23 protein-coding genes and 1 riboswitch are annotated in these 23,994 nt (G+C 68.2%); of the genes, 8 read left to right on the top strand and 15 right to left on the bottom strand.

The genetic code is table 11. The features are described 5' to 3' along the window. Positions 1-196: 196 nt before the first annotated feature. On the bottom strand, positions 197-460 hold the full coding sequence (locus tag BUR28_RS05980; RefSeq protein ID WP_074219290.1) for a hypothetical protein: 264 nt from the start codon (positions 458-460) through the stop codon (positions 197-199). 194 nt (positions 461-654) lie between these two features. After that, positions 655-996, bottom strand: a complete 342-nt coding sequence (locus tag BUR28_RS20565) for a MarR family transcriptional regulator (protein ID WP_083626476.1) — start codon at positions 994-996, stop codon at positions 655-657. A 66-nt stretch (positions 997-1,062) separates the two neighbouring features. On the opposite strand from BUR28_RS20565, the gene hmgA reads away from it, so the two are divergent. The 3 genes from hmgA to BUR28_RS06000 are packed head-to-tail and all read left to right on the top strand — an operon-like array spanning position 1,063 to position 4,347. Further along, the gene (hmgA, locus tag BUR28_RS05990) at positions 1,063-2,427 is read left to right on the top strand and encodes a homogentisate 1,2-dioxygenase (protein ID WP_139307500.1); all 1,365 of its coding nucleotides are present in this window, start codon (positions 1,063-1,065) and stop codon (positions 2,425-2,427) included. A 13-nt stretch (positions 2,428-2,440) separates the two neighbouring features. Continuing rightward, positions 2,441-3,400: a fumarylacetoacetate hydrolase family protein gene (locus BUR28_RS05995; protein WP_074219292.1), complete on the top strand. Its 960-nt coding sequence runs from the start codon at positions 2,441-2,443 to the stop codon at positions 3,398-3,400. Continuing rightward, the gene (locus BUR28_RS06000) at positions 3,397-4,347 is read left to right on the top strand and encodes an MBL fold metallo-hydrolase (RefSeq protein ID WP_074219293.1); all 951 of its coding nucleotides are present in this window, start codon (positions 3,397-3,399) and stop codon (positions 4,345-4,347) included. The genes BUR28_RS05995 and BUR28_RS06000 overlap by 4 nt, the downstream gene beginning before the upstream one ends. On the opposite strand, the gene cobC is transcribed toward BUR28_RS06000, so the two are convergent. From cobC to BUR28_RS06015, 3 genes are all read right to left on the bottom strand, one after another. Next, complete coding sequence (cobC, locus tag BUR28_RS06005; RefSeq protein WP_074219294.1) at positions 4,344-4,904, bottom strand: alpha-ribazole phosphatase family protein; 561 nt, start codon at positions 4,902-4,904, stop codon at positions 4,344-4,346. The genes BUR28_RS06000 and cobC overlap by 4 nt on opposite strands. Next, positions 4,895-5,707, bottom strand: coding sequence for an adenosylcobinamide-GDP ribazoletransferase (gene cobS / locus BUR28_RS06010; protein ID WP_074219295.1), 813 nt, complete (start codon positions 5,705-5,707; stop codon positions 4,895-4,897). The genes cobC and cobS overlap by 10 nt, the downstream gene beginning before the upstream one ends. A gap of 78 nt (positions 5,708-5,785) precedes the next feature. Continuing rightward, positions 5,786-6,160, bottom strand: coding sequence for a hypothetical protein (locus BUR28_RS06015; RefSeq protein ID WP_074219296.1), 375 nt, complete (start codon positions 6,158-6,160; stop codon positions 5,786-5,788). Between the two features lie 32 nt (positions 6,161-6,192). Further along, a riboswitch (cobalamin riboswitch) is annotated at positions 6,193-6,406 on the bottom strand. Between the two features lie 122 nt (positions 6,407-6,528). Between BUR28_RS06015 and metH the strand changes: the two genes are divergently transcribed. After that, positions 6,529-10,281, top strand: coding sequence for a methionine synthase (gene metH / locus BUR28_RS06020; RefSeq protein WP_074219297.1), 3,753 nt, complete (start codon positions 6,529-6,531; stop codon positions 10,279-10,281). Between the two features lie 65 nt (positions 10,282-10,346). Here metH and BUR28_RS06025 read toward each other — a convergent pair whose 3' ends face one another. Next, positions 10,347-11,045, bottom strand: a complete 699-nt coding sequence (locus BUR28_RS06025; RefSeq protein WP_074219298.1) for a DUF1223 domain-containing protein — start codon at positions 11,043-11,045, stop codon at positions 10,347-10,349. 224 nt (positions 11,046-11,269) lie between these two features. Here BUR28_RS06025 and acnA point away from each other — a divergent pair, with 224 nt between their 5' ends. Further along, positions 11,270-14,020, top strand: coding sequence for an aconitate hydratase AcnA (gene acnA, locus BUR28_RS06030; protein ID WP_074219299.1), 2,751 nt, complete (start codon positions 11,270-11,272; stop codon positions 14,018-14,020). 335 nt (positions 14,021-14,355) lie between these two features. Here acnA and BUR28_RS06035 read toward each other — a convergent pair whose 3' ends face one another. From BUR28_RS06035 to yajC, 9 genes are all read right to left on the bottom strand, one after another. Next, positions 14,356-14,874 (bottom strand): DsbE family thiol:disulfide interchange protein, encoded by a 519-nt coding sequence (locus BUR28_RS06035; RefSeq protein WP_074221533.1) that lies wholly within the window; start codon positions 14,872-14,874, stop codon positions 14,356-14,358. 22 nt (positions 14,875-14,896) lie between these two features. Continuing rightward, positions 14,897-15,055: a heme exporter protein CcmD gene (ccmD, locus tag BUR28_RS06040; protein ID WP_074219300.1), complete on the bottom strand. Its 159-nt coding sequence runs from the start codon at positions 15,053-15,055 to the stop codon at positions 14,897-14,899. Continuing rightward, positions 15,052-15,780: a heme ABC transporter permease gene (locus tag BUR28_RS06045; protein WP_074219301.1), complete on the bottom strand. Its 729-nt coding sequence runs from the start codon at positions 15,778-15,780 to the stop codon at positions 15,052-15,054. The genes ccmD and BUR28_RS06045 overlap by 4 nt, the downstream gene beginning before the upstream one ends. A gap of 54 nt (positions 15,781-15,834) precedes the next feature. Beyond that, positions 15,835-16,491 carry a heme exporter protein CcmB gene (gene ccmB / locus BUR28_RS06050; protein ID WP_074219302.1) on the bottom strand — a complete coding sequence of 219 codons (657 nt, stop codon included), beginning with the start codon at positions 16,489-16,491 and terminating at the stop codon, positions 15,835-15,837. Continuing rightward, complete coding sequence (gene ccmA, locus BUR28_RS06055; protein ID WP_074219303.1) at positions 16,488-17,102, bottom strand: heme ABC exporter ATP-binding protein CcmA; 615 nt, start codon at positions 17,100-17,102, stop codon at positions 16,488-16,490. Before ccmA ends, ccmB begins: the two co-directional genes overlap by 4 nt. A gap of 199 nt (positions 17,103-17,301) precedes the next feature. Further along, complete coding sequence (locus BUR28_RS06060) at positions 17,302-17,673, bottom strand: Mth938-like domain-containing protein (protein ID WP_074219304.1); 372 nt, start codon at positions 17,671-17,673, stop codon at positions 17,302-17,304. A gap of 85 nt (positions 17,674-17,758) precedes the next feature. Continuing rightward, complete coding sequence (gene secF, locus BUR28_RS06065) at positions 17,759-18,730, bottom strand: protein translocase subunit SecF (RefSeq protein ID WP_074219305.1); 972 nt, start codon at positions 18,728-18,730, stop codon at positions 17,759-17,761. Between the two features lie 10 nt (positions 18,731-18,740). After that, positions 18,741-20,402 (bottom strand): protein translocase subunit SecD, encoded by a 1,662-nt coding sequence (gene secD / locus BUR28_RS06070; protein ID WP_074219306.1) that lies wholly within the window; start codon positions 20,400-20,402, stop codon positions 18,741-18,743. A gap of 7 nt (positions 20,403-20,409) precedes the next feature. Then, positions 20,410-20,742, bottom strand: a complete 333-nt coding sequence (yajC, locus tag BUR28_RS06075) for a preprotein translocase subunit YajC (protein ID WP_074219307.1) — start codon at positions 20,740-20,742, stop codon at positions 20,410-20,412. 138 nt (positions 20,743-20,880) lie between these two features. Between yajC and BUR28_RS06080 the strand changes: the two genes are divergently transcribed. The 3 genes from BUR28_RS06080 to BUR28_RS06090 all read left to right on the top strand — a co-directional run bounded on the left by BUR28_RS06080 (position 20,881) and on the right by BUR28_RS06090 (position 23,679). Continuing rightward, the gene (locus tag BUR28_RS06080) at positions 20,881-21,597 is read left to right on the top strand and encodes a trypsin-like serine peptidase (protein WP_074219308.1); all 717 of its coding nucleotides are present in this window, start codon (positions 20,881-20,883) and stop codon (positions 21,595-21,597) included. 88 nt (positions 21,598-21,685) lie between these two features. Further along, entirely contained in the window at positions 21,686-22,978 is a 1,293-nt protein-coding gene (serS, locus tag BUR28_RS06085; protein WP_074219309.1) for a serine--tRNA ligase, read from the top strand. Further along, complete coding sequence (locus tag BUR28_RS06090; protein ID WP_074219310.1) at positions 22,978-23,679, top strand: hypothetical protein; 702 nt, start codon at positions 22,978-22,980, stop codon at positions 23,677-23,679. The genes serS and BUR28_RS06090 overlap by 1 nt, the downstream gene beginning before the upstream one ends. Positions 23,680-23,994: the final 315 nt, after the last annotated feature.

Here is a 23,994-nt window from a genome sequence, read left to right on the forward strand (position 1 = left end):
TGCCGACGAGTATGGCCGGAATGATTAACGGCCCCTTGCGCCGAGCCGGATTCGGGTGCGGACTTCGATTAAAAAAGCAGCGAAATTCCCGGTGGAAAAAGCCGTGGCACGGACGAACGCGCCGGGGCTTGCCGCCCAAAGGCCCGCATCTGCGGGGGCATCGGGGCCGGCTGCGCCTTGGCCCGCCCCGCCGGTGTCAGGCGCGACGGCGGTTCGCGACCGCGGCGAGGACCGCCCAGAGCATGCAGATCGGCAAGGTCAGCACCACGCCGAGACCCAGTGTCGGAAGCGCCACGAGAAGGGTCGCGGCAACCATCACGATCGCCCCGATGCGCGTGGAATATGCCATTCCGAACGGGCCCATAAGGAGTGTCGCGAGAAAGGCGACGGCGACATCCTGACCGGGGGCGTCGAAGCCCTTGGCCAGGTCCGCCTGGGGGGAGAGTCCGGTTGCTGTCATGATCGTTCCTTTCCGGTTAGGGGCGGCCCCGAACCGCCGGGCCCGCCGAACCCGTCCAGCGTCCTCTCCGAATGGGGTGGAATTCCGCCGCCGGGGCGTGGGCGGCGGATCCTTTTCAGACAATTGGATGTACTTTCCGGCGCAGCACTGCCCTGCGCAGAGGGGATCCCGGCCTCACGGCAATCTCTTGATAATTATTCTATATGTAACCGCCCTTGCGGCCGAATCAGGTCTCCGAGGGCCGGCGGGCCCGCCCCTCGCCCGCCTTGGGCCCGGCAAGTCGCAGAAGGCAGGCCCGCAGCACCGCGCACGGCCCGCGACACCTTTGTCTTGTGCGTGTGCGCCAGCCGCCCGAGCTGCGTCGCCGTCATCGGCCCATCGCGCCCGAGGTTGAACAGCACGCGCCATTCCGTTCGGCGCATCCCGTACGCGGCGCGGTAGATGTCCTGAAAATCCCGCGCTCGCGGCCTCGGCCGCGCGGTTAGTTGATAGGGCAGGAACGCGGCCAGGTCGAACTCCGTTTCAGGCGGCATCATCTTCCCGGTATTTGGCGTTGATAGTTACAAACGTAACATTTACCCAATCCCCCAGACAGGGAGGACATGGTGGACGACCGCGCGCGCATCTCCGGGCTGGTGCAGGCCCACACGCCCGTCGGGACGCATCCGGGCTACATGCCGGGCTTCGGCAACGATTTCGAGACCGAGGCGCTGCCGGGCGCTCTGCCCCAGGGGATGAACAGCCCGCAGAAATGCGCCTACGGGCTTTATGGCGAACAGCTTTCGGGTACCGCCTTCACCGCGCCGAGCCACCAGAACGAACGCACCTGGTGCTATCGCATCCGGCCCTCGGTCAAGCATTCGGGCCGGTTCCGGAAGATCGAGATGCCCTACTGGAAGTCGGCGCCGCATGTCCTGCCCGACGTGGTCAGCCTGGGCCAGTACCGCTGGGACCCGGTGCCGCATTTCGATGCGCCGCTGAGCTTCGTGAGCGGCATGCGCACGATGACCACGGCGGGCGACGTGACCACTCAGACCGGGATGGCCGCGCATGTCTACCTGGTCACCGCGTCGATGGAGGACGAATATTTCTACTCCGCCGACAGCGAGCTTCTGGTCGTGCCGCAGGAGGGGCGGCTGCGCTTCTGCACCGAGCTGGGGGTGATCGACCTGGAGCCCAAGGAGATCGCGCTGATCCCGCGCGGGCTGGTCTACCGGGTGGAATTGGACGAAGGCCCCGCCCGCGGCTTCGTCTGCGAGAATTACGGGCAGAAGTTCGAGCTGCCGGGCCGCGGGCCCATCGGCGCCAACTGCATGGCGAACCGGCGCGATTTCAAGACGCCGGTCGCCGCCTTCGAGGACCGCGAGGTGCCAAGCCGGATGATCGTGAAATGGGGCGGGCAGTTCCACGCATGCGAGATCCCTCATTCGCCCCTCGACGTGGTCGCCTGGCACGGCAATTACGCGCCCTGCAAATACGATCTGCGCAATTACTGCCCGATCGGTGCGATCCTGTTCGACCATCCCGACCCGTCGATCTTCACCGTGCTGACCGCGCCCTCGGGCGTGCCGGGAACCACGAATATCGACTTCGTGCTGTTCCGCGAGCGCTGGATGGTGATGGAGGACACGTTCCGCCCGCCATGGTACCACAAGAACGTCATGTCCGAGCTGATGGGCAACATCTACGGCCGGTACGACGCGAAGCCGCAGGGTTTCGTGCCGGGCGGCATGAGCCTGCACAACTGCATGCTGCCGCACGGGCCGGACCGCGAGGCGTTCGAGAAGGCGACGAATGCGGAGCTGGCGCCACAGAAGCTCGACAACACCATGTCCTTCATGTTCGAGACCCGTTTTCCGCAGCAGCTGACGGAATTCGCGGCGCGCGAGGCGCCCCTGCAGGACGACTATATCGACTGCTGGAAGGACCTCGAAAAGAAGTTCGACGGCACGCCGGAGGGCAAGTGACGGGGCCCTTTCGGTGAAACTCGCCACGCTGAACGACGGCACGCCGGACGGGCGGCTGGTGGCGGTCTCGGACGACCTGACCACCCAGCGCGCCTGCACCGACCATACGTTCCAGGCCGCGCTCGACCATGACCGGCTGGTGCCGGCCTACGAAGAGCGGCCGTTCGACGCCCGGCTCTGCGCCGCCCCCCTGCCGCGTGCCTACCAGTTCCTCGACGGCTCGGCCTATGTGAACCACGTCGCGCTTGTCCGGCGGGCGCGCGGGGCCGAAATGCCCGGGCGGTTCTGGACCGACCCGCTGATGTACCAGGGCGCGTCCGACGGGTTCCTGGGCCCCACCGACGACATCGTGGGCGACCCCGCCTGGGGCATGGATTTCGAGGCGGAGGTGGCGGTGATCACCGGATATGTGCCCCGCGGCGCGAGCCCCGACCAGGCGGCCGGGGCGATCCGCTACGTTATGCTGCTGAACGACATCTCGCTGCGCGCCCTGATCCCGGAAGAACTATCAAAGGGGTTCGGCTTCGTGCAGTCGAAACCGCACTCGGCCTGCGCCCCCGTCGCGGTCAAGGTCGCGACCTGCCCCGGCTGGCGCGACGGCCGGCTGCACGGAACGCTTTGCGTCGATCTGAACGGCGCGCCCTTCGGCCGGGTCGAGGCCGGCGAGGACATGACCTTCGACTTCCCGACGCTGATCGCGCATGCCGCGAGGACCCGGTCCCTCGGTCCGGGCACCGTTGTCGGCTCGGGCACAGTTTCGAACCGGGGTGCCGACGGGGGCCCCGGTGCGCCGGTGGCCGAGGGCGGCCGGGGCTATGCCTGCCTCGCCGAACAGCGCATGGTGGAGACGATCCGTGAGGGCGCGGCGCGCACGCCGTTCCTGCAGCCCGGCGACCGGGTGCGCATCTGGATGGACGACGCGGACGGTCGGCCGATCTTCGGCGCGATCGACCAGGAAGTGAGGGGAACATGAGCAAGGCATTCGCGTCCGCGGGCGATCTCGCGGAAAAGACGGTGAGCTTCACCGAGGTGGGCGACGGGCTCTGGGCCTTCACCGCCGAGGGCGACCCGAATACCGGCGTCATCATCGGCGAGGACAGCGTGATGGTGGTCGATGCCCAGGCCACGCCCCGGCTGGCGGGCAAGGTGGTGGACGAGATCCGCCGCGTGACCGACAAGCCGATCAGCCATGTGGTTCTCACGCATTACCATGCGGTGCGGGTGCTGGGCGCCTCGGCCTATGGCGCGCGCGACATCGTGATGAGCGCGGCGGCCCGCGCCATGGTGGTCGAGCGCGGGCAGGAAGACTGGGACAGCGAATTCGCGCGCTTCCCGCGGCTCTTCGAGGGGCATGAGAGCATCCCGGGCCTGACCTGGCCAACGCTGACCTTCTCCGACCGGATGACCATCTACCTCGGGCGCCGGCGTGTGGACCTGGCCTTCCTCGGCCGCGCCCATACCGCGGGCGACATCGTCGCCTTCGTGCCCGACGCCAACGTGATGTTCACCGGCGACATCGTGGAATACCATTCGGCCTGCTATTGCGGCGACGCCCACCTGACCGAGTGGCCCGCGACGCTGGAGGCGATCCGCGCCTACGACCTCGACGCGATCGCGCCGGGCCGCGGCGATGCCCTGGTCGGCCGTGCGATGGTCGAGAAGGCGCTGGACAACACCGCCGATTTCGTCGCCTCGACCTACCGCTCGGTCGCCCGCGTCGCCCAGGGCGGCGGCACGCTGAAAGACGCGATGGCGGCCTGTCGCGCCACCTGCGACCCGAAATTCGGCGACTACGCAATCTACGAGCACTGCCTGCCTTTCAACGTCGCCCGCGCCTATGACGAGGCGCTGTGGATCGACACGCCGCGGATCTGGACCGCGGAGCGCGACCGCGAGATGTGGGATGCGCTGCAGGGCTAGGCCGTCGCCCGGCCACCGGGCTGGGCGAGCGCCGACAGCTCGGCGGGGGAGAGGCGGAGCGTCTCGCCATAGGCGAAGCGGCTTTTCCACGTCTCGTCCCGGCCCAGCAGGTGCAGGGTGGCGCGCATGATCCCGGCATGGGTAACGGCCAGCCAGTCGCTGGCCGCACCCTGCTCGGCGAGGAAACCCGCCACGCGCGCGGTGAACTGGCCCACGCTTTCGCCGCCATGCGACCGGGCCTGCCAGAAATCCGCGGCCCAGGCGTCGAGTTCGCTGCGCGGCACCGCGTCCCAGGGCAGCCCCTCCCACGCGCCGAAATCGATCTCGATCAGGCGGGGCTCGATCTCGACCGTCAGGCCCCGTGCCCGGCCGATTTCCTCGGCCAGGGACCGGCAGCGCCGAAGCGGGCTGGTCAGGAGCCGCGTCACCAGCGGCAGACGCGTGATGATTTCCGCCGCCTCGGCCGCGAAATCGGGGCCGGGCGCGAGGTCGAGCCGGCCATAGCAGGTGCCCGGCGCGACGTCCGGCGCGGTGTGGCGCAGGAGGATCAGACCCATGCCAGAACGGCCAGCAAGACCGCCGTCTCGCTCAGTTGCTGGACCGCACCCAGCGCGTCGCCGGTGTGCCCTGCAAGGCGCCGCACAAGCATCGTCCCCATCCAGGCGGTCACCGCCGCCGTGGCGATCGCCGCGCTCACCGCGGCCCCGGCCCCCGCCGTCGCCGCGACCGCCAGGAGGGCGAGCACCACGGTCCCGGCGGCGATGAGCGCCGGCCCGCGCCCGGCGCCGGGCGACGCGAAGCCCGCCTTGCCCTCTTCGCGCGCGTAGGGCAGCCGCAGCATCAGGATGAGCGAGGCGACCCGGCTGAGCCCGTGCGCGGCCACAAGCGCCCACGCGCCGACGGCCACGCCCATATGCGCAAGCGCGGCAACCTTGAGGGCCATCACCAGACCCAGCGCCAATGTCCCGTAGCTGCCGATCCGGCTGTCGCGCATGATCTCGAGCGCGCGCTCGCGGGTGTCGGCACCGCCCAGGCCGTCGGCGAGATCGGCCAGCCCGTCCTCGTGCAGCGCACCGGTCAGCCGCACGCCAAGCGCCACCGCCAGCAGCGCGGCCACCACCGGCGGAAAGACCGCGGAGCCAAGCGCCAGCACCGCCCCCAGAACCGCGCCGAGCGCCAGGCCCACCAGCGGGAAGTAGCGCACCGCGCGGGACATCCGCTCGGGGGTGAAGATGTCCGCCGCGGGCACCGGCACGCGCGTCAGGAACTGCACCGCGAGAAGGGCCAGCCGCGTTTCCTCGGCCAACCCTGCGACGAGGCCGTGTCGCGGCCGCCGGTCGGATCGATCGCTTGCGTCCATGATGTCTCCGCTTTTGACTCGGCGCTGATACGCCGGCGGCGCAGGTCCATCAAGACCGCGCGCATCGCGGCGGCGCGGCTAGAACGACATCCGGCGGGCGCGGGCGCCTCCCCTGCGGCGCGGGCGCGGCAGGGACAGATCGAGCGCCACCGACGGCCTTGCCTCGGCCTCTGCCAGCAACGCGCGGAAGGCCGCAACCGACGGCCCCGACTCGCCCAACGCCGCCGTCCGCGCCGCCGCCGCGCGCACGGCGGCGGGGAAATCGCAGTGCCCCGGAAGGCTCGCAAGCCATTGCAGAAACGCCAGCCGCGCGCGTTCACGCGCTCGCTCGCCGCCCGGTGCGGGCATCTGCAATTGCAAGAGAACCAGTTCCAGCATCATCGGTGCGCCGGGGCCGCCCGGCGCCAGGGGTTCGGCTTCGTTCTGGGCCCGAGGCCCTTTGGAGTCGTCCATGGCTGACCTCCTGTCCGGGACACCCCGCCCGGGTCGGTTACACAAACGATGGCAGGTCTCCTGACTTGCGGGTCATCGCTCGCCCGATCCTTCCCGGACCGATCAGGTCCAGTGGCCGTTCCGGGGTCGCTCACCGCCTACAGTTGCGGGGACAGTCGCGGACTTGCCCTTTTCCAAGCGCACCGCATTCCCTTTTCATCCGCGGCACAGCGCTGTCCCGCGAAAACCATCATCAAATGGCTAGCCGCCGGGTCGGCGATCTGTCAATCCGGCGCAGCCGCCGACCGGCGCGAATTTGAGCGCGCCTCATAAACATCGTGACAAAGATGAATTGGACTTCACGTTGCGCAAGCGGTATCCGCATCTCCATGTCCGACAATTCCGTTCGCCCCGCCCCGCTGCCGCTTTCCCCGGTATTCGACGCGATCCGTGCCACCGCGCGCGAGCGCATTCTCATCCTGGACGGCGCGATGGGCACGCAGATCCAGTTGCTCGGGCTGTCCGAGGAGGAATACGCAGGCTGTGCCTGCCACCCGCCCAAGGGCAAGCCGCAGAAGGGGAACAACGACCTTCTGAACCTGACCCGGCCCGACACGGTCGAGGATATCCATTACCGCTACGCCATGGCGGGCGCCGATATCGTCGAAACGAACACGTTTTCATCCACCACGATCGCCCAGGCCGATTACGGGCTGGAGGACAAGGTGTTCGACCTGAACGAGGCGGGCGCGCGCCTTGCGCGCAAGGCGATGGGCCGCGCCGAGGCCGAGGACGGGCGGCGCCGTTTCGTCGCGGGCGCCCTGGGGCCGACGAACCGCACCGCCTCGATCAGCCCCGACGTAAACGATCCGGGGTTCCGGGCCGTCACGTTCGACCAGTTGAAGGACGCCTACGCCGAGCAGGCGCGCGGCCTGATCGCGGGCGGCTCCGACCTGATCCTGATCGAGACGATCTTCGACACGCTGAACGCCAAGGCCGCGATCTTCGCCTGCGAGGAAGTGTTCGCCGAACACGGAACCCGCCTGCCGGTGATGGTCTCGGGCACGATCACCGACCTGTCCGGCCGCACGCTCTCGGGCCAGACGCCGACGGCGTTCTGGCACTCGGTCCGGCACGGCAAGCCGCTGACGGTGGGGCTCAACTGCGCGCTCGGCGCGGACGCCATGCGCCCGCACCTGGCCGAGTTGTCCGGCGTCGCCGACACGCTGATATGCGCCTACCCGAACGCCGGGCTGCCCAACGAGATGGGCGAATACGACCAGAGCCCCGAGGAAATGGCGGCGCTGGTCGCCGGCTTCGCCGAAGAGGGGCTGGTGAACGTGGTCGGCGGCTGCTGCGGGTCGACCTATGACCATATCGCGGCGATCGCCGAGGCCGTGAAGGGACACGCGCCGCGGGCGATCCCCGAGATCGCCCCGCGGATGCGCCTGTCGGGGCTGGAACCCTTCACCCTGACCGACGAGATCCCGTTCGTGAACGTGGGCGAGCGGACGAACGTCACCGGCTCGGCCCGGTTCCGCAAGCTGGTCAAGGAGCGCGACTACGCCACCGCGCTGGAGGTCGCGCGCGACCAGGTGGAGAACGGCGCCCAGATCATCGACGTGAACATGGACGAGGGGCTGATCGATTCGGCGCAAGCGATGGTCGATTTCCTGAACCTCGTCGCCGCCGAACCCGATATCGCGCGGGTGCCGGTGATGATCGACAGTTCCAAATGGGAGGTGATCGAGGCGGGCCTCAAATGCGTGCAGGGCAAACCGGTCGTGAACTCGATCTCGCTGAAGGAGGGCGAGGAGGCGTTCCTGGAACAGGCGCGGCTCTGCCGGGCCTATGGCGCGGCGGTCGTAGTGATGGCCTTCGACGAGGACGGCCAGGCCGACACCGCCGACCGCAAGGTCGAGATCTGCGCCCGCGCCTACAAGTTGCTCACCGAAGAGACGGATTTCCCGCCCGAGGACATCATCTTCGACCCCAACATCTTCGCGGTGGCCACCGGCATCGCCGAGCACGACAATTACGGCGTCGACTTCATCCAGGCCACGCGCCGCATCCGGCAAGACTGCCCCCATGTGCATGTCTCGGGCGGCGTATCGAACCTCTCGTTCAGCTTCCGCGGCAACGAACCCGTGCGCGAGGCGATGCACGCGGTCTTCCTCTTCCACGCCATCAAGGCGGGCATGGACATGGGCATCGTCAATGCCGGGCAGCTCGCCGTCTACGATTCCCTGGACGCCAAGTTGCGCGAGGCCTGCGAGGACGTGGTGCTGAACCGCCGCAGCGACGCGACCGAGCGGCTGCTCGACCTGGCCGAGGGCTATCGCGGCCAAGGCGGGGGCAAGACCCGCGAAAAGGACCTGAGCTGGCGCGAATGGCCGGTGGGAAAGCGGCTGGAACACGCGCTGGTCAACGGGATCACCGAATATATCGAGGAAGACACCGAAGAAGCGCGGCAGGCCGCGGAGCGCCCCCTGCACGTGATCGAGGGCCCGCTGATGGCGGGGATGAACGTCGTGGGCGACCTGTTCGGCGCGGGCAAGATGTTCCTGCCGCAGGTGGTGAAATCGGCCCGCGTGATGAAACAGGCGGTCGCCGTGCTGCTGCCCTACATGGAGGTCGAGAAGGACGGCAAGCAGGAGGCCGCCGGCAAGGTGCTGATGGCCACCGTCAAGGGCGACGTGCACGATATCGGCAAGAACATCGTCGGCGTCGTGCTGGCCTGCAACAACTACGAGATCATCGACCTCGGCGTGATGGTGCCCGCCGAAAAGATCCTGGCCACCGCGCGCGAGGAGAATGTCGACGTGATCGGCCTTTCGGGCCTCATCACGCCCTCTCTGGACGAGATGGTGCATGTCGCCGCCGAGATGGAGCGCGAGGGCTTCGACATTCCGCTGCTGATCGGCGGGGCCACGACCAGCCGGGTACACACGGCCGTCAAGATTTCGCCCTCGTACACGCGCAACCAGGCAATTCACGTGACCGACGCCAGCCGCGCGGTGGGCGTGGTCTCGTCGCTGCTGAGCGAGGGTCAGCGCGCGGGCTATGTCGAGGGCATCCGCGCGGAATACCGCGACATCGCCGAGAAACACGCCCGGGGGAACGCCGCGAAGGCGCGCCTGCCGCTTGCGCGGGCACGGGCCAACGCCCTGGCGCTTGACTGGTCGGGCTACACGGCGCCGGAGCCGGGGTTCCTGGGCACGCGCACGCTCGACGACTGGGATCTGGCCGAACTGGCCCGCTATATCGACTGGACGCCGTTCTTCCATGCCTGGGAGCTGCGCGGCACCTTCCCCAAGCTGCTCGACGATTCCGCGAAGGGCGAGGCCGCGCGCGCCCTCTATGACGACGCGCAGAAGATGCTGGTGCGCATCCTCGACGAGGGCTGGTTCCGCCCGCGCGCGGTGCTGGGTTTCTGGCGCGCGAACGCGGTCGGCGACGACATCCGGCTCTATCGCGACGCCGCGCGCACGCGCCCGGTTGCCACGCTCCACACTCTGCGCCAGCAGACCACCAAGCGCGAGGGCGTGCCGAACATCGCGCTGGCCGATTTCGTCGCCCCCGAGGGCACCGTTGGCGACTACGTGGGGGGATTTGCCGTCACCGCGGGTGCCGAGGAACACGAGATCGCCAAGCGGTTCGAGGACGCCCACGACGATTACGGCGCGATCATGGTGAAGGCGCTGGCCGACCGCTTTGCGGAGGCGCTGGCCGAGCGGCTGCACGAGATGGTGCGCAAGGAGTTCTGGTGCTATGCGCCCGACGAGGATTACACCCCCGAACAGTTGATCGCGGAACCCTATCCGGGCATCCGCCCCGCGCCCGGCTACCCCGCGCAGCCCGACCACACCGAAAAGCGCACCCTGTTCGATCTGCTCGATGCCGAGGCCGCGACCGGCATCGGGCTGACCGAAAGCATGGCGATGTGGCCCTCCGCATCGGTTTCGGGTCTCTACCTCGCCCATCCCGACGCCCGGTATTTCGGCGTCGGCAAGGTCGAGGCCGACCAAGTCGCCGATTATGCCGAGCGCAAGGGGATGGAGATCGCCGAAGCCGAACGCTGGCTGGCGCCCGTGCTGAACTACACGCCCGACGGCAACGCGCCGGGCATCGCCGCGCAATAACGGTCAGCCGGACCGGTAGGGCCGGAAGGGCGAATCCGCCGCCTGCACGCCGAGGGGTGCGCCACTCAGCGCAGCCGTGCAGCCGCCAGGATTCGACCCGGCCCCGCGCGCTGGATGATCGCGACGATGGGCTCCTCGTCCTTGGTCTTGAGCGTCATGACCAAGGGCTTTGCGCCATCCCAGCGCGCCACCGCGTTCCACACCTCCACGATATTGGAGTAGTGCAGCGTCTTGCCCGCGTTCTCGCCGTGCTTGATCTCGACCTCCTCGGAAGGCTCGTAGCGCACGATCTGCAGCACCACGTCCTCCTCGAAGGTCTGCTCCGAGCGCGCCCGCACCGTCACCGTGTCGCCGTCGCGCTCCAGCGTCAGCGTCACCGGGCTCGACAGCCCGCGATGGGCCTCGATCAACTGGGCAAGGTCCATCGGCCGGTAGCCGACCACGTGGTCCTGCCCGCCGACGACCATCTGCGGCGTGTAGATCGACCGCGAGCCGGCGGCGCGCGCATAGGCTTTCTGCCGGCGGGTATGGGCGGGGTCGGCGAAGATATCCTTCCAGCCGATGTAATCCCAGTAATCCACATGGAGCGCGAGCGGGATGACATCCTCGCGCTTCGACAGCTCGGCGATGAGCGCATCGGCCGGCGGACAGGACGAGCACCCCTGCGAGGTGAAGAGCTCCACCACGACCGGGCTGCCATCGGCCCGCGCGTCGCCCGCAAGGGCCAGCCAGGCCGCGATCAGCGCCGTGATGAATGCTCGCATCTTCTGACCCCCGTGTTTCCCGTGTCCCGCACGTTCCTACAGAAGCCCCTGGTGACCTGCCAATCAAGGATTCGGGAGGCGGACGTGCGCATTGGCCGCCCGGCGCCGCCCCCTCATGTGCACCGTGGTATACAATTTTCGTTGCAGCCCCTTGAACGCATGCGGGGCTTCAGGCAAGAGCTTGGGCGAGACACGCGCTTCACCCGAATGGAGACCGACCTTTCATGCCGATCACCGTTGGACAGGACACCGCCCGGACCCGCAAGACGCTGAACGCCGGCGGGGCAAGCTATGCCTATTATTCGATCCCGGCGGCCGAGGCCGCGGGCCTGGGCGATTTCTCCCGCCTGCCGGCCGCGCTGAAGGTCGTTCTGGAAAACCTGCTGCGCTTCGAGGACGGCAAGACGGTCACCGTCGACGACATCAAGGCGTTTTCGGACTGGGCGGCCAATGGCGGCAGGGCCGCGCGCGAGATCGCCTATCGCCCGGCGCGCGTGCTTATGCAGGATTTCACCGGCGTGCCCGCGGTCGTGGACCTGGCCGCGATGCGCGACGGGATCGTGGCGCTGGGGGGGGACGCGCAGAAGATCAACCCGCTGAACCCGGTCGACCTGGTGATCGACCATTCGGTGATGATCGACGAGTTCGGCAACCCGCGCGCGTTCCAGATGAACGTGGACCGGGAATACGAGCGCAACATCGAACGCTATACCTTCCTGAAATGGGGTCAGAAGGCGTTCGCCAATTTCCGCGTGGTGCCGCCGGGCACCGGCATCTGCCACCAGGTGAACCTGGAATATCTCGCCCAGGCCGTTTGGTCTGATACCGACCAGAATGGCGAGGATGTCGCCTACCCCGATACGCTGGTGGGCACCGACAGCCACACCACCATGGTCAACGGGCTCGGCGTTCTGGGCTGGGGCGTCGGCGGCATCGAGGCCGAGGCGGCGATGTTGGGCCAGCCGATTTCCATGCTGATCCCGGAAGTCGTGGGCTTCAAGCTGACCGGGCAGATGGTCGAAGGCACCACCGCCACCGACCTCGTCCTGCGCGTTGTACAGATGCTGCGCGAAAAGGGCGTCGTCGGCAAGTTCGTCGAATTTTACGGGCCGGGGCTCGACCACCTGCCGCTGGCCGACCGGGCGACGATCGGCAACATGGCGCCCGAATACGGCGCGACATGCGGCTTCTTCCCGGTCGATGACGAGACCCTGCGCTACCTGGAACAGACCGGCCGCGACAAGGGCCGTGTGGCGCTGGTCGAAGCCTACGCCAAGGAGAACGGGATGTGGCGGGGCCCCGACTACGACCCGGTCTACACCGACACGCTGGAACTCGACATGGGCACCGTGGTGCCGGCGATCTCGGGCCCCAAGCGGCCGCAGGACCACACCCCGCTCGACCGCGCGTCGGACTCGTTCTTAAACGTCGTGGCCGAATACCGCGGCGAGGATGAAAGCCAGGCGGCGCATGCCATGGAGTCGGAAGGCCCCACCCCCGATGCGCTCGTCGATCCGCGCAAGAGCGCGAAGGTGGAGGGGCAGGATTACGAGCTGCGCGACGGCTCGGTCGTGATCGCGTCGATCACCTCCTGCACCAACACCTCGAACCCCTACGTGATGATCGGCGCGGGGCTGGTGGCGAGGAAGGCCCGCGAACTGGGCCTGAACCGCAAGCCCTGGGTCAAGACCTCGCTCGCGCCGGGCAGCCAAGTCGTGAGCGAATACCTGGAGGCGGCCGGGCTGCAGGACGACCTCGACGCGATCGGCTTCAACCTTGTGGGCTATGGCTGCACCACCTGCATCGGGAATTCCGGTCCGCTGGCCGAAGAAATCTCGAAGACGATCCACGACAACGATCTGATCGCGACCAGCGTGCTGTCCGGGAACCGGAACTTCGAGGGCCGGATTTCCCCGGATGTGCGCGCCAACTACCTTGCCTCGCCGCCGCTGGTGGTGGTCTACGCCATAGCGGGCGACATGAATATCGACCTCACCCGCGACCCGATCGGTACGGACAAGGACGGCAACGACGTCTTCATGAAGGACATCTGGCCGACTCAGAAGGAGATCACCGAGCTGGTCGAGAAGACGGTGACGCGCGCGGCCTTCCAGTCGAAATACGCCGATGTCTTCAAGGGCGACGATAAGTGGCAGGCGGTCGAGACCACCGACAGCGAAACCTATGACTGGCCCACAAGCTCGACCTACGTCCAGAACCCGCCCTACTTCCGGGGCATGGACCCCAAGCCGGGCGAGATCGCCGACCTCGAGAACGCCCGCCCGCTGGCGATCCTGGGCGACATGGTGACGACCGACCATATCAGCCCCGCCGGCTCGTTCCGCGAGACCACGCCCGCCGGCCGCTACCTCGTGGAGCGCCAGGTGCCGGTGCGCGAGTTCAACTCCTACGGCTCGCGGCGCGGCAACCACGAAGTGATGATGCGCGGCACCTTCGCCAATATCCGCATCCGCAACGAGATGGTTCCGGGCACCGAGGGCGGCTACACCAAGGGCCCCGACGGCAACGAGACCACGATCTTCGAGGCCGCGATGGCGTGGCAGGAAAAGGGCGTGCCCCTCGTCGTGATCGGCGGCGAGCAGTACGGCGCCGGGTCGTCGCGCGACTGGGCGGCGAAGGGCACCGCGCTTCTGGGCGTCAAGGCGGTGATCGCCGAGAGCTTCGAACGTATCCACCGCTCGAACCTGGTGGGCATGGGGGTGATTCCCTTCGAGTTCACCGGCGGCGATACCCGCAAGACGCTGGAACTGACCGGGGAAGAGACTTTCTCAATCGGCGGGCTCGCGGGCGATCTCAAGCCGCAGGCCGAGGTGCCCTGCACCATCACCTATGGCGACGGGTCCGAGAAGACGGTCACGCTGAAATGCAGGATCGATACGGCCATCGAGAAGGAATATGTCGAACACGGCGGCGTGCTGCATTACGTGCTGCGCAACCTCGCCCGCGCGGCCTGACCCTCGCCTGGCCCCACACCGACGCCCCGGTCGCCGCGACCGGGGCGTTCCGTTTCCTGCAACGGTGTGTTTCTGCCCAAAAGCCCAGGCGGGCCTGTTGCCTCGGGCGCACGCGCGCTAGCTTGCGGACATGACGCAGAAGTTTTTCAGAAAAAGCATCCTTTCGATGCCGCTCTTCGAGGCACTCGCCTTCGTCACGCTCATCCTTCTCCTGCGGGGAGCGGGCTGATCACGGCCCGCGCCGATGCGCGGACGGTGTCGCGCAGGCGACCCGAAATCCCGACGCCTCCGCCTGCACCGGAACATGCGATCTTCACCCGTTCAGGACGGCGTGCTCAGTCCGCCGCCGCCTTCTCCATCGCCGGGCGCAGGGTCGTTTCCACTACTTGCTCGGTGAGCGGTCCGGGATGGCGCAGGACGACGCGCCCCTCCCCGTCCACGACGAAGGTTTCCGGCACCCCGTAGACCCCCCACTCGATGGCCGCGCGGCCTTCGCGATCGGCGGCGATGGCGGCATAGGGGTTGCCGAGGTCGTCGAGAAACCGCAGCGCGTTCCGCGGCTTGTCCTTGTAGTTAACGCCGTAGATCGTAACGCCGTCTTCGGCGAGCGTCTCGAGAACCGGATGCTCGTCCCGGCACGGGCCGCACCAGCTCGCCCAGAAGTTCACCAGCGTCACGCCGCCCGCGCGCAGCGCCGCATCGCCGAATACCGAGCCCTCCAGCGGTTCCAACTCCAGCGCCGGCGCAGGCTTTCCGATGAGCGTGGAGGGCAGCCTGTCGCGGTCGGAAGACCCCTGCATGCCGAAGAAGAACAATGCCGCCAGGCCGATGAAGATCAGCGGCGGCAGGAGCATCAGCGGCGAGACACCCTTTTTCTCAGACATCCTTGTGCCTCCTTGCCTCGGCCTCGTCCAACTGCCGGCGGACCCGGCTCCCGCGCCACAACGACAGCGCCACCAGCCCGAGGATCAGCGCGATGGTCGCGCCATACGAGGCCAGAACCGCGAAGGCGTGCTTGCCGAGGTCGGGCATCATGCCATCCGCTCCCGCGCGATCAGCGCCCGGATCCGGCGCGCCCGAATCTCGGTCCGGGTGCGGAACAGCACCAGCGCCAGGAACAGAAGGATGAAGCCCGCAATCGCGATGAGCAGCGGGATGTAATACACGTTCGCTACGTTGGTCTCGCGGTCGAGCGAGAGCGAGGCGCCCTGGTGGAGCCCCTGGTTCCAGAAATTGACAGCATAGCGCGACAGCACGGCGAAGACCGAGCCCACGATGCAAAGCACCGATGTCAGGTCGGCGGCCGCGTCGGGGTTCTCGATCGCCTCCCAGAGCGCGATGTAGCCCAGGTAGAACAGGAACAGGATCAGGAACGAGGTCAGCCGCGGGTCCCAGACCCAATAGGTGCCCCAAGTCGGTTCACCCCAGATCGCGCCGGTGACGAGCGCGATCAGCGTCATTGTCACGCCCACCGGCGCCGCGGCGCGCGCGGCCAGCGCCGAGACGTGGTGGCGCCGGACCAGCCAGATCAGCGAAGCCACCAGCATCATCACCCACGCGTTGATGGCCATCATCGCCGAAGGCACATGGACGTAGAGGATCTTGACCGAGGCTTCGAAATTCGCGGCGTTGGGCGTCAGGAAGAAGCCCCAGCCCAGCCCGACCACAAGGCAGACCGCCGTCAGCGCCCAGAGCGCAGGCAGCACCATGTCGGTGGTGCGGATGAATTTCTGCGGATTGGCGTATTCCCAGAGCGACATGAGCGTTTCCTAGTCGGCTTTTTGCCCGGCCTCAACTGAATAGCATGTGAGCGCCTAGCGCAGATTGATGCGGATCGCCGCGGCCGCGGCGAAGGGCAGCAGAGCCAGCGTCGCCAGCGTGATGCCCCCGAGCATCAGCAGCGGCGTGGCATTCGCAAGCCCCGCCGCCCCGCGCGAAACCGCCTCTGCCCCGAAGATCAGAGTGGGCACGTAGAGCGGCAGGACGAGCAGCGAGAGCAGCAGCCCCCCGCGCTTGAGCCCCACGGTCAGCGCCGCCCCGAACGCGCCGATCACCGACAGCGCCGGGGTGCCCAGCGCCAGCGACAGGGTCAGCCAGCCATAGGCCGCGCCCGGAAGGCTGAGGAGAAGCCCCAGCGCCGGCGCGGCAAGCGTCAGCGGCAGGCCCGTGGTCATCCAATGCGCGGCCGCCTTCATCGCGACGGCGCCTTCCAGCGGGATCGGCGCGGTGGCCAGCAGGTCGAGCGAGCCGTCCTCGAAATCGAGTGCGAAGATGCGGTCCAGGGAGAGCAGACAGGACAGCAGCGCGCCGACCCAGAGGATGCCGGGCGCGATCGCCGACAGGGTCTCGGCCTCTGGGCCGACGCCGAAGGGGACCAGCACGACGACGATCAGGAAGAAGGCCAGCCCCAGCCCGAAGCCGCCGCCGGCCCGGATCGCCAGCGTCAGGTCGCGGGCCAGCAGCGCGATCATGCGAATGCCTCGTCGAAACCGGCCATCTCGCGCGGGCGCGCCTTGAAGGGCGTCAGATCAAGGGTGCTTGCCGCGATGCCGAGATCGATATGGGTGGCGATGAGTGCCGTGCCGCCGCCGGCCAGGTGGCCCGCGACGGCCTGCCCGAAAAGCGCCACCGAGGCGATGTCGAGCGAAACGGTGGGCTCGTCGAGCACCCAGATCGGCCGGCCGGTGACCAGCAGGCGGGCCAGCCCGAGGCGGCGTTTCTGCCCGGCCGAAAGATTCTGCGCCTGGCGGTGGGCGAGATCGGTCAGGTTGAACGCCTCGAGCGCGGGCGCGATCGCGCTCTGGCCGAAGACGCGCGCCCAGAAGCGGAGGTTCTCGGCGACCGTCAGCGTAGCCTTCAGCCCGTCCGCATGGGCGGCGTAGGCCATCGCCTCGGGCGGCACGGAGACCGCGCCCTGCAACGGCGGCTGCAGGCCGGCAAGCGTGCGCAGGAGCGTGGTCTTCCCTATGCCGTTGGGGCCGCGCAACAACAGCGCTTCGCCGGCGCCGAGGGCGAACTCCACCCCCTCGAGGACCGGCACGCCACCGCGGGCGCAGGCGAGGTCTTTCACCACGAGTTCCATGGCCGTCCCATAGCCCAAAGGGGCCGCAGCGGAAAGCGCGAAAGGGGGCGCTCCCGCCGCCGGGCCAGCGCGGAGCCTGGGCTCCGCGGGACCGGCGTTGGGCGTGGGGGCGCTGCCCCCGCCGCGCGTCCCGGGCGGCGCCCCCGGAGTATTGCGTCCAAGAATAAGACCCCCGTGCGCACCGGGCCCTGGCGCGCGCTCAGCGCGGCGGCACCCCGGTGACGGGCAGCAACGCGGCGGCGACGCGGCGGCCTTCGGAGAGCAGCACGTTATAGCCCCGGGCGGCCGACGGGCTCGACATGATCTCGACGCCGAGGCCGGCCTCTTCGAGCCGGGCCTGCAACCCGCCCGGAAGCGGCGTCAGCGTGTCGCCGGTGCCCACCAGCAAAACGTCGATCCGCCCGACGAGCGCCAGCAGCGGGGTGTCGTCCGCCGGGCCCGCCCATGCCAGCGCCCGGCCCTCGGCCACCAGCACGGCGCCCTCGTGAAGGGTGCCGCCCAAGCGGAAATAGCCCGGCCCATAGCTGTCCACGGGCACTCCGTCAGCGATGGGCACTTCCGTCAGTCGCATGGCGTCAGGCTAGCGGTCGGCGGGCACGGCTGCAACCGCCAGCGGCAAGGCTCCACACCGTCCGCGCGACCGGGACACGGCCCTCTCAGGCGTCGACCTTGGCGAACTGCGTGCCGGCACCGCCATCCTGGTCCTTGGACCAGTCGCGTTTCACGCCGAGCATCAGGAGGATGTTGGAAGCCACGAAGACCGAGGAATAGGTGCCGACCACCACGCCCCAGATCATGGCGAAGACGAAGCCGCGGATGACGTCGCCACCGAGGACGAAGAGCGCGATGAGCGCCAGCAGCGTGGTGAAGGAGGTCATGACGGTGCGCGACAACGTCTCGTTGATCGAGACGTTGAGAAGCTCTTTCAGCTCCATCTTCTTGTATTTTCGCAAGTTCTCGCGCACCCGGTCGAACACGACTACGGTGTCGTTAAGCGAATAGCCGACGATGGTCAGCAACGCGGCGATGATCGCGAGGTCGAACCTGATCTGCAACAGCGCGAAGACGCCGATCGTCAGCGTCACGTCATGGACAAGCGCCGCCACCGCGCCGAGCGAGAACTGCCATTCGAAGCGCAGCCAGATATAGACGAGCACCGCCCCGATCGCGAGGGCGACCGCCAAGATCGCCGTCTGCACCAGCTCGCCCGACACCTTCGGCCCGACGCTTTCCACCGAGGGAAACGTGATGTCGGGGTCGACGCCCTGCAGCGCTGCCTCGACCGCGTTGATCGTCTCGGGCGTGATGCTCTCCTCGCCTTCCTGGGCCTGGATACGCACCTGAGCGACGTTCCTGTCGGGGCCGAAGCCCGGGTCGAACACCTCGGAAATCGCCACGTCGCCGAGGTCGAGTTGCGCGAGCGCGTCGCGATAGGCGCCGACGTCGACCGGCTGCGCGCTCTCTGTGCGGATCGTGGTCCCGCCGCGGAAGTCGATGCCGTAGTTCAGGCCCATCAGGAAGAAAAGCAGCACCGAGGCCGCCATCGCCACCATCGAGGCACCGAAGGTGACCCTGGAGAACCGGAAGAAGTTCCAGCTGGTCTCGGTCGGGACGAGTTTCAGGCGCATTTGGTATCTTTCACACGGTGATGGCCTTGGGCCGGCGGCGTTCCATCCACATCACGATCATAAGCCGCGTGATGTAGATCGCGGTGAAGACGGAGGTCAGGATGCCCAGCCCCAGCGTGACCGCGAACCCCTTGACCGGGCCGGAACCCATCGTGAACAGGATCGTCGCGGTGATGAAGGTGGTGATGTTGGCGTCGAGGATTGCCGACAGCGCACGTTCATAGCCGAGTTCGATGGCGCGGGCCGGACCGCGGGCGGATTTCAGTTCCTCGCGGATGCGCTCGAACACCAGCACGTTGGCGTCGACCGCCATGCCGATGGTCAGCACGATGCCCGCGATGCCCGGCAGGGTCAGCGTCGCCCCGATCAGCGACAACAGCCCGAAGATCAGCCCCACGTTTATGATCAGCGCGATATTGGCGAACAGACCGAAGAGCCCGTAACTAGCCGCCATGAAGACCAGCACGCCGACAAAGGCGACGATGCAGGCGATCTTGCCGGCCTGGATGCTGTCGGCCCCGAGTTCGGGACCGATGGTGCGTTCCTCTAGGAACACCAGTTCCGCCGGCAACGCGCCCGCCCGCAGGAGTACGGCAAGCTGGGTCGATTCCTCCACCGTGAAATTGCCGGTGATCTGACCCGACCCGCCCGGAATCGCCTCGCGGATCACTGGGGCGGAAATCACCTCCTCGTCGAGCACGATGGCGAAGGGCGATCCCACGTTCTCGGCGGTGTACTGCCCGAACTTGCGCGCGCCGGCCGGGTTGAACCGGAAGGTGACCGACGGCCGCCCGTTCTGGTCGAAGGCGGGCTGGGCGTCGGTCAGTTCGTCGCCGCTCACGACGGGCGATTTCTCGAGGATGTAGTAGACCCCTTCCGCCTCTATGTCAGGGTGGATCACGTTGCCCGGTCCGGGCGCCTCGTTCGGGTTCTCGGTGCGCGAGACGACCGGGTTGAAGGTCAGCCGCGCGGTGGTGCCGATCAGTTCCTTCAACTCCTCGGCCGAGCCGATGCCGGGCACCTGGATCAGGATCCGGTCCACGCCCTGTCGCTGGATCGTGGGTTCGCGGGTGCCGACCTCGTCGACCCGGCGGCGCACGATTTCCAGCGATTGCTGGATCGTACGGTTATCGGTGGCGAGCTTTTCGGCGTCGGACAGCTGGACGATCAACATGTCGCCCGCGCCGCGCACCTCGATGTCGGAACTGCCCACCCCGGTCAGCGTCACGGTCGGGCGGGCGACCTCGCGCACCGCCTGGATCGCCGCGGCCATGCCCTCGGGGCGGGAAATGCGCACGTGCAACTCGTCGGGCGGGCCGTCCTGGCGCCGGATCGGCCCGACCTCGTTGCGCACCTCGCGCAAGCTGTCGCGCACGTCGGGCCAGAGCGCGTCCAGGCGGTCGGCATAGACGTCCTCGACCTGCACCTCGGCCAGCAGATGCGCGCCGCCGCGCAGATCGAGGCCGAGGTTCACCAGCCCCGAGGGCAGCCAGCCTGGCCAGGCCGCGCGCTGGGCCTCCAGTTGCGGGGTCGCACCCTGGATCTCGATCGCCTTGACCGCGTCGTTGTGTCCCTCGACCCTGCTGTAGAAGGTATTGGGCATCGCCAGCACCAGCCCGGCCAGGACCAGCGCCCAGATCGTGAGCCGTTTCCAGAGCGCGAATTGCAGCATGCGTGCCTCAGGCCTTCTCGGCCGGCTCGGTCTTGTTCAGGACCTGCGCCACAGTCTGGCGCACCACGCGCACCCGCACGCCCTCGGCGATCTCGACCTCGATCTCGCCGTCATCCTTGACCTTGGACACCTTGCCGATCAGCCCGCCCTGGGTCACGACCTGGTCGCCGCGCCGCAGCGCCTCGACCATCTGCTTGTGTTCCTTCATCTTCTTCTGCTGGGGCCGGATCAACAGGAAATACATGATCAGGAAGATCAGGATCAGCGGAAGGAAGGACGCGAAGGCGCCACCGGCGCCGCCTCCACCGGCCGCTTGCGCAAAGGCAGGCGTAACAAACATCGTGAGAATCCCCGTATTGGCGGGCGGAGAGACCGCCCGGTTCCTTGGTCGCGGCGCACCCTATTCGGTGGCCCCTGCCTTGGCAAGGCGAAGGCAACCCGCTTTGAATGTGGTCGCACGCGATGCATATCAAGGGGCATGCGACGCGTCCTCCGCCTTGCCGCCCTGCTGGCCGCCCTTGCGGCATCGCCCGGCGCCGCCAATGCCGCCGACCCCTTGCCGCTGAGCGATGCCGATCACGGCCCCTGGCGCGCGATCGGGCGGATCAACGTCGCCGGCTTCGACTCGGGCGGCATGTGCACCGGCACGCTGATCGCGCCTGACCGCGTTCTGACCGCGGCGCACTGCCTGTTCGCGGTGAAGGGCATCGCCCGCGCCGCGCCGGGGCAGGTGCATTTCCTCGCGGGCTGGCTCAAGGGCCGGTATGCCGCCCATCGCACCGTCTCGGAAATCCAAATCCACCCCGACTTCGACGAAAGGAAGGGTATCAATTTCAGCACATTGGCCACCGATCTTGCGGTGCTTCACCTGGCCCGGCCGATTCCTCCCGACGAGGTGCCCCCCCTGCCCGCCGACCTCGCCGCCCCCGACGGGGGCGCACTGTCGCTGATCGGCTATCGCCGCGACCGGGCGAACGCGCTGAGCCGTCATGACGACTGCCGCGTGCTGAACCGTTGGCCGGGCATCCTGGGGCTGGACTGCCCGGTGGTCTTCGGCACTTCGGGCGCGCCGGTGCTGGCGCGCACGGCAGGGGGCTGGCGGGTGATCGCAGTGGTCTCGGCCGGCAGCACCGGGCCGGGGCGCATCCGCACCGTCGCCGCGCGGCCCGACGCGACCTTCCTGACACCCGACTAGGCCCTCCGCCGATTCCCGGTTCAAAACCCCGTGCGGCTGGGGCATAGGGAGGGCGAGACGCGCCAGAGTCCTGTCGAGGAGGCCCCAAATGCACGATATCCGCGCCATCCGCGAGAACCCGGACGCCTTCGACGCCGCGCTGGCCCGGCGGGGCGTGGCGCCAGCCTCGGCCGAGATTCTTGCCATCGATGCCGCCCGCCGGACCAAGATTCAGGCCGCGGAAGAGGCCCAGGCCGCGCGGAACGCGGCGTCCAAGGAGGTCGGCCAGGCCAAGGCGGCGGGCGACGAGGCCGCGTTCGAGCGGTTGCGCGCGCTGGTCGCCAAGAAGAAGGACGAGATCGCCCGGCTGGAAGACGAGGCGAAGGCCGAGGACGCGAAGCTCGACGACCTGCTGATGCGCCTGCCCAACCTGCCGCTGGACGATGTGCCCGACGGCGCCGACGAAGGCGACAACGTCGAACTCCGCCGCTGGGGCACCCCGCGCGGGTTCGACTTCAAGCCCCGGGAGCATTTCGACATCGCGGGCGTCCAGCCGGGCATGGCGTTCGAGACCGCGGCCAAGCTGTCGGGCGCGCGCTTCGTGGTGCTGACGGGGGCCGTCGCCCGAATCCATCGGGCGCTTGCCCAATTCATGCTGGACACCCACACGACCGAAAACGGACTGACCGAGGTGAACGCGCCGGTGCTGGTGCGCGAGGAGATGATGGTGGGCACGGGCCAGTTGCCGAAGTTCGGCGAGGACAGCTACCAGACGCGCGAGGGCTGGTGGCTGATCCCGACCTCGGAGGTGACGCTGACCAACACCGTTTCTGGTGACATCCTGAACGCCCCCGACCTGCCCCGCCGGATGACCGCCCATTCGCTCTGCTTCCGGTCGGAGGCCGGCAGCGCGGGCAAGGACACCCGCGGCATGCTGCGCCAGCACCAGTTCGAGAAGGTCGAGATGGTGTCGATCACCCACCCCGAGAAGGGCCGCGAGGAACACGAGCGGATGACGCGCTGTGCCGAAGGCATCCTGGAACGACTGGGCCTGCCCTACCGGACCGTCATGCTTTGCACCGGCGACATGGGCTTCGGCGCACGCATCACCCATGACATCGAGGTCTGGCTGCCGGGGCAGGACACCTACCGGGAGATCTCCAGCGTTTCGCTCTGCGGCGACTTCCAGGCGCGGCGGATGAACGCCCGCTTCCGGCCCGAGGGCGGCGGCAAGCCCGACTACGTGCACACGCTGAACGGCTCGGGCGTGGCGGTGGGACGCTGCCTGATCGCGGTGCTGGAGAACGGACAAAAGGAGGACGGCTCGGTGACGCTGCCGGAGACGCTCGCCCCGTGGCTCGGCGGCAAGACCACGCTAACGCCGGCCGGAGAGCTTTCGTGATGGACCCGGTCAAGGCCATCTTCGTGTTCGTCGCCACGGTCTTCTTCGTGCTGTCGCCGCTGGTGTCGGGCGGCTTCACCGGGTTCGATCCGGGCCAGTTCCCGGTGCCGCAGGACGACCCGCCGGTGCAGCCCGCGGGCTATGCCTTCGGCATCTGGGGACTGATCTACCTGTGGCTGCTGATCTCGGCCGGCGTGGGGCTGTTCCTGCGGGCCAAGGACGAGGCTTGGGAGCCGGCGCGCCTGCCTCTGATCCTCTCGCTCGCGCCGGGGGCGGCCTGGATCGGGGTGGCGCAACTCTCGCCGGTCTGGGCCTCGGTGTTGCTGTGGTGGATGCTGGCCATGGCGCTGATCGCGCTCGCACGCACGCCCTATATCGACCGCTGGACCTTCCAGGCGCCGGTGGCGGTCTATGCCGGGTGGCTGACGGCGGCGAGCTGGGTCTCGGTCGGGCTGCTGGGCGCGGGATTTGGCGTCCTGTTCGGGCCGGTGGTCTGGGCGCTGATCGCGCTGGCCGGCGCGCTGGTGACGGGGGCGGCGGTGCTGCTCGCGCTGGACCGCGCGCCCGAATACGGGGGCGCACTGATCTGGGCTCTGATCGGCGTCGTGGTCGCCAATGCCACGACAGCGCCGATCGTGGCCTTCGCCGCGATTGCCGGCGCGGTGCTGATCGGCCTGCTGTCGGTGCGGGCGGCGACCTGAATCGCCCAGACGCAAAGCCCCCGGACAGGTGCCGGGGGCTCGCCTGACAGAAGGCGCGCAGACGCGCCCGGACCTCATTCGGCGGGAATAATGCCCGCTCCAGTGGCGGCGATTGCGGCGGCGAGAAGGGTCGGAACGAACGTCTTCATCTTGGTCTTGCTCACTCCCGGGGCGGCCCGGCAAGGTGCGCCGCGTCGAAGGCTCACATGCCTCCGGTCGGGCATTTGATCGCGCCGCGCGGGCCGCGCAAGGGTCCGGCGCAACCGCCGGTCTCCGACCGCGGGTGCCATCGACGGAAAAGCGCCAAAGGCCCGA

Source organism: Rhodovulum sp. ES.010, assembly GCF_900142935.1.
GTDB lineage: Bacteria > Pseudomonadota > Alphaproteobacteria > Rhodobacterales > Rhodobacteraceae > Rhodovulum.

Coding starts and splice junctions, on each gene's coding strand:
- cobS (WP_074219295.1), bottom strand. CDS start 5,707: ATGGACGCAAGCGATCGATCCGACCGGCGGCCGCGACACGGCCTCGTC.
- acnA (WP_074219299.1), top strand. CDS start 11,270: ATGCCGATCACCGTTGGACAGGACACCGCCCGGACCCGCAAGACGCTG.
- ccmB (WP_074219302.1), bottom strand. CDS start 16,491: ATGATCGCGCTGCTGGCCCGCGACCTGACGCTGGCGATCCGGGCCGGC.
- BUR28_RS06015 (WP_074219296.1), bottom strand. CDS start 6,160: ATGGACGACTCCAAAGGGCCTCGGGCCCAGAACGAAGCCGAACCCCTG.
- BUR28_RS20565 (WP_083626476.1), bottom strand. CDS start 996: ATGATGCCGCCTGAAACGGAGTTCGACCTGGCCGCGTTCCTGCCCTAT.
- BUR28_RS06060 (WP_074219304.1), bottom strand. CDS start 17,673: ATGCGACTGACGGAAGTGCCCATCGCTGACGGAGTGCCCGTGGACAGC.
- BUR28_RS05980 (WP_074219290.1), bottom strand. CDS start 460: ATGACAGCAACCGGACTCTCCCCCCAGGCGGACCTGGCCAAGGGCTTC.
- secD (WP_074219306.1), bottom strand. CDS start 20,402: ATGCTGCAATTCGCGCTCTGGAAACGGCTCACGATCTGGGCGCTGGTC.
- BUR28_RS06080 (WP_074219308.1), top strand. CDS start 20,881: ATGCGACGCGTCCTCCGCCTTGCCGCCCTGCTGGCCGCCCTTGCGGCA.
- cobC (WP_074219294.1), bottom strand. CDS start 4,904: ATGGGTCTGATCCTCCTGCGCCACACCGCGCCGGACGTCGCGCCGGGC.
- serS (WP_074219309.1), top strand. CDS start 21,686: ATGCACGATATCCGCGCCATCCGCGAGAACCCGGACGCCTTCGACGCC.
- BUR28_RS06025 (WP_074219298.1), bottom strand. CDS start 11,045: ATGCGAGCATTCATCACGGCGCTGATCGCGGCCTGGCTGGCCCTTGCG.
- ccmA (WP_074219303.1), bottom strand. CDS start 17,102: ATGGAACTCGTGGTGAAAGACCTCGCCTGCGCCCGCGGTGGCGTGCCG.
- hmgA (WP_139307500.1), top strand. CDS start 1,063: ATGGTGGACGACCGCGCGCGCATCTCCGGGCTGGTGCAGGCCCACACG.
- ccmD (WP_074219300.1), bottom strand. CDS start 15,055: ATGATGCCCGACCTCGGCAAGCACGCCTTCGCGGTTCTGGCCTCGTAT.
- BUR28_RS06045 (WP_074219301.1), bottom strand. CDS start 15,780: ATGTCGCTCTGGGAATACGCCAATCCGCAGAAATTCATCCGCACCACC.
- yajC (WP_074219307.1), bottom strand. CDS start 20,742: ATGTTTGTTACGCCTGCCTTTGCGCAAGCGGCCGGTGGAGGCGGCGCC.
- secF (WP_074219305.1), bottom strand. CDS start 18,730: ATGCGCCTGAAACTCGTCCCGACCGAGACCAGCTGGAACTTCTTCCGG.
- BUR28_RS06090 (WP_074219310.1), top strand. CDS start 22,978: ATGGACCCGGTCAAGGCCATCTTCGTGTTCGTCGCCACGGTCTTCTTC.
- BUR28_RS06000 (WP_074219293.1), top strand. CDS start 3,397: ATGAGCAAGGCATTCGCGTCCGCGGGCGATCTCGCGGAAAAGACGGTG.
- BUR28_RS06035 (WP_074221533.1), bottom strand. CDS start 14,874: ATGCTCCTGCCGCCGCTGATCTTCATCGGCCTGGCGGCATTGTTCTTC.
- metH (WP_074219297.1), top strand. CDS start 6,529: ATGTCCGACAATTCCGTTCGCCCCGCCCCGCTGCCGCTTTCCCCGGTA.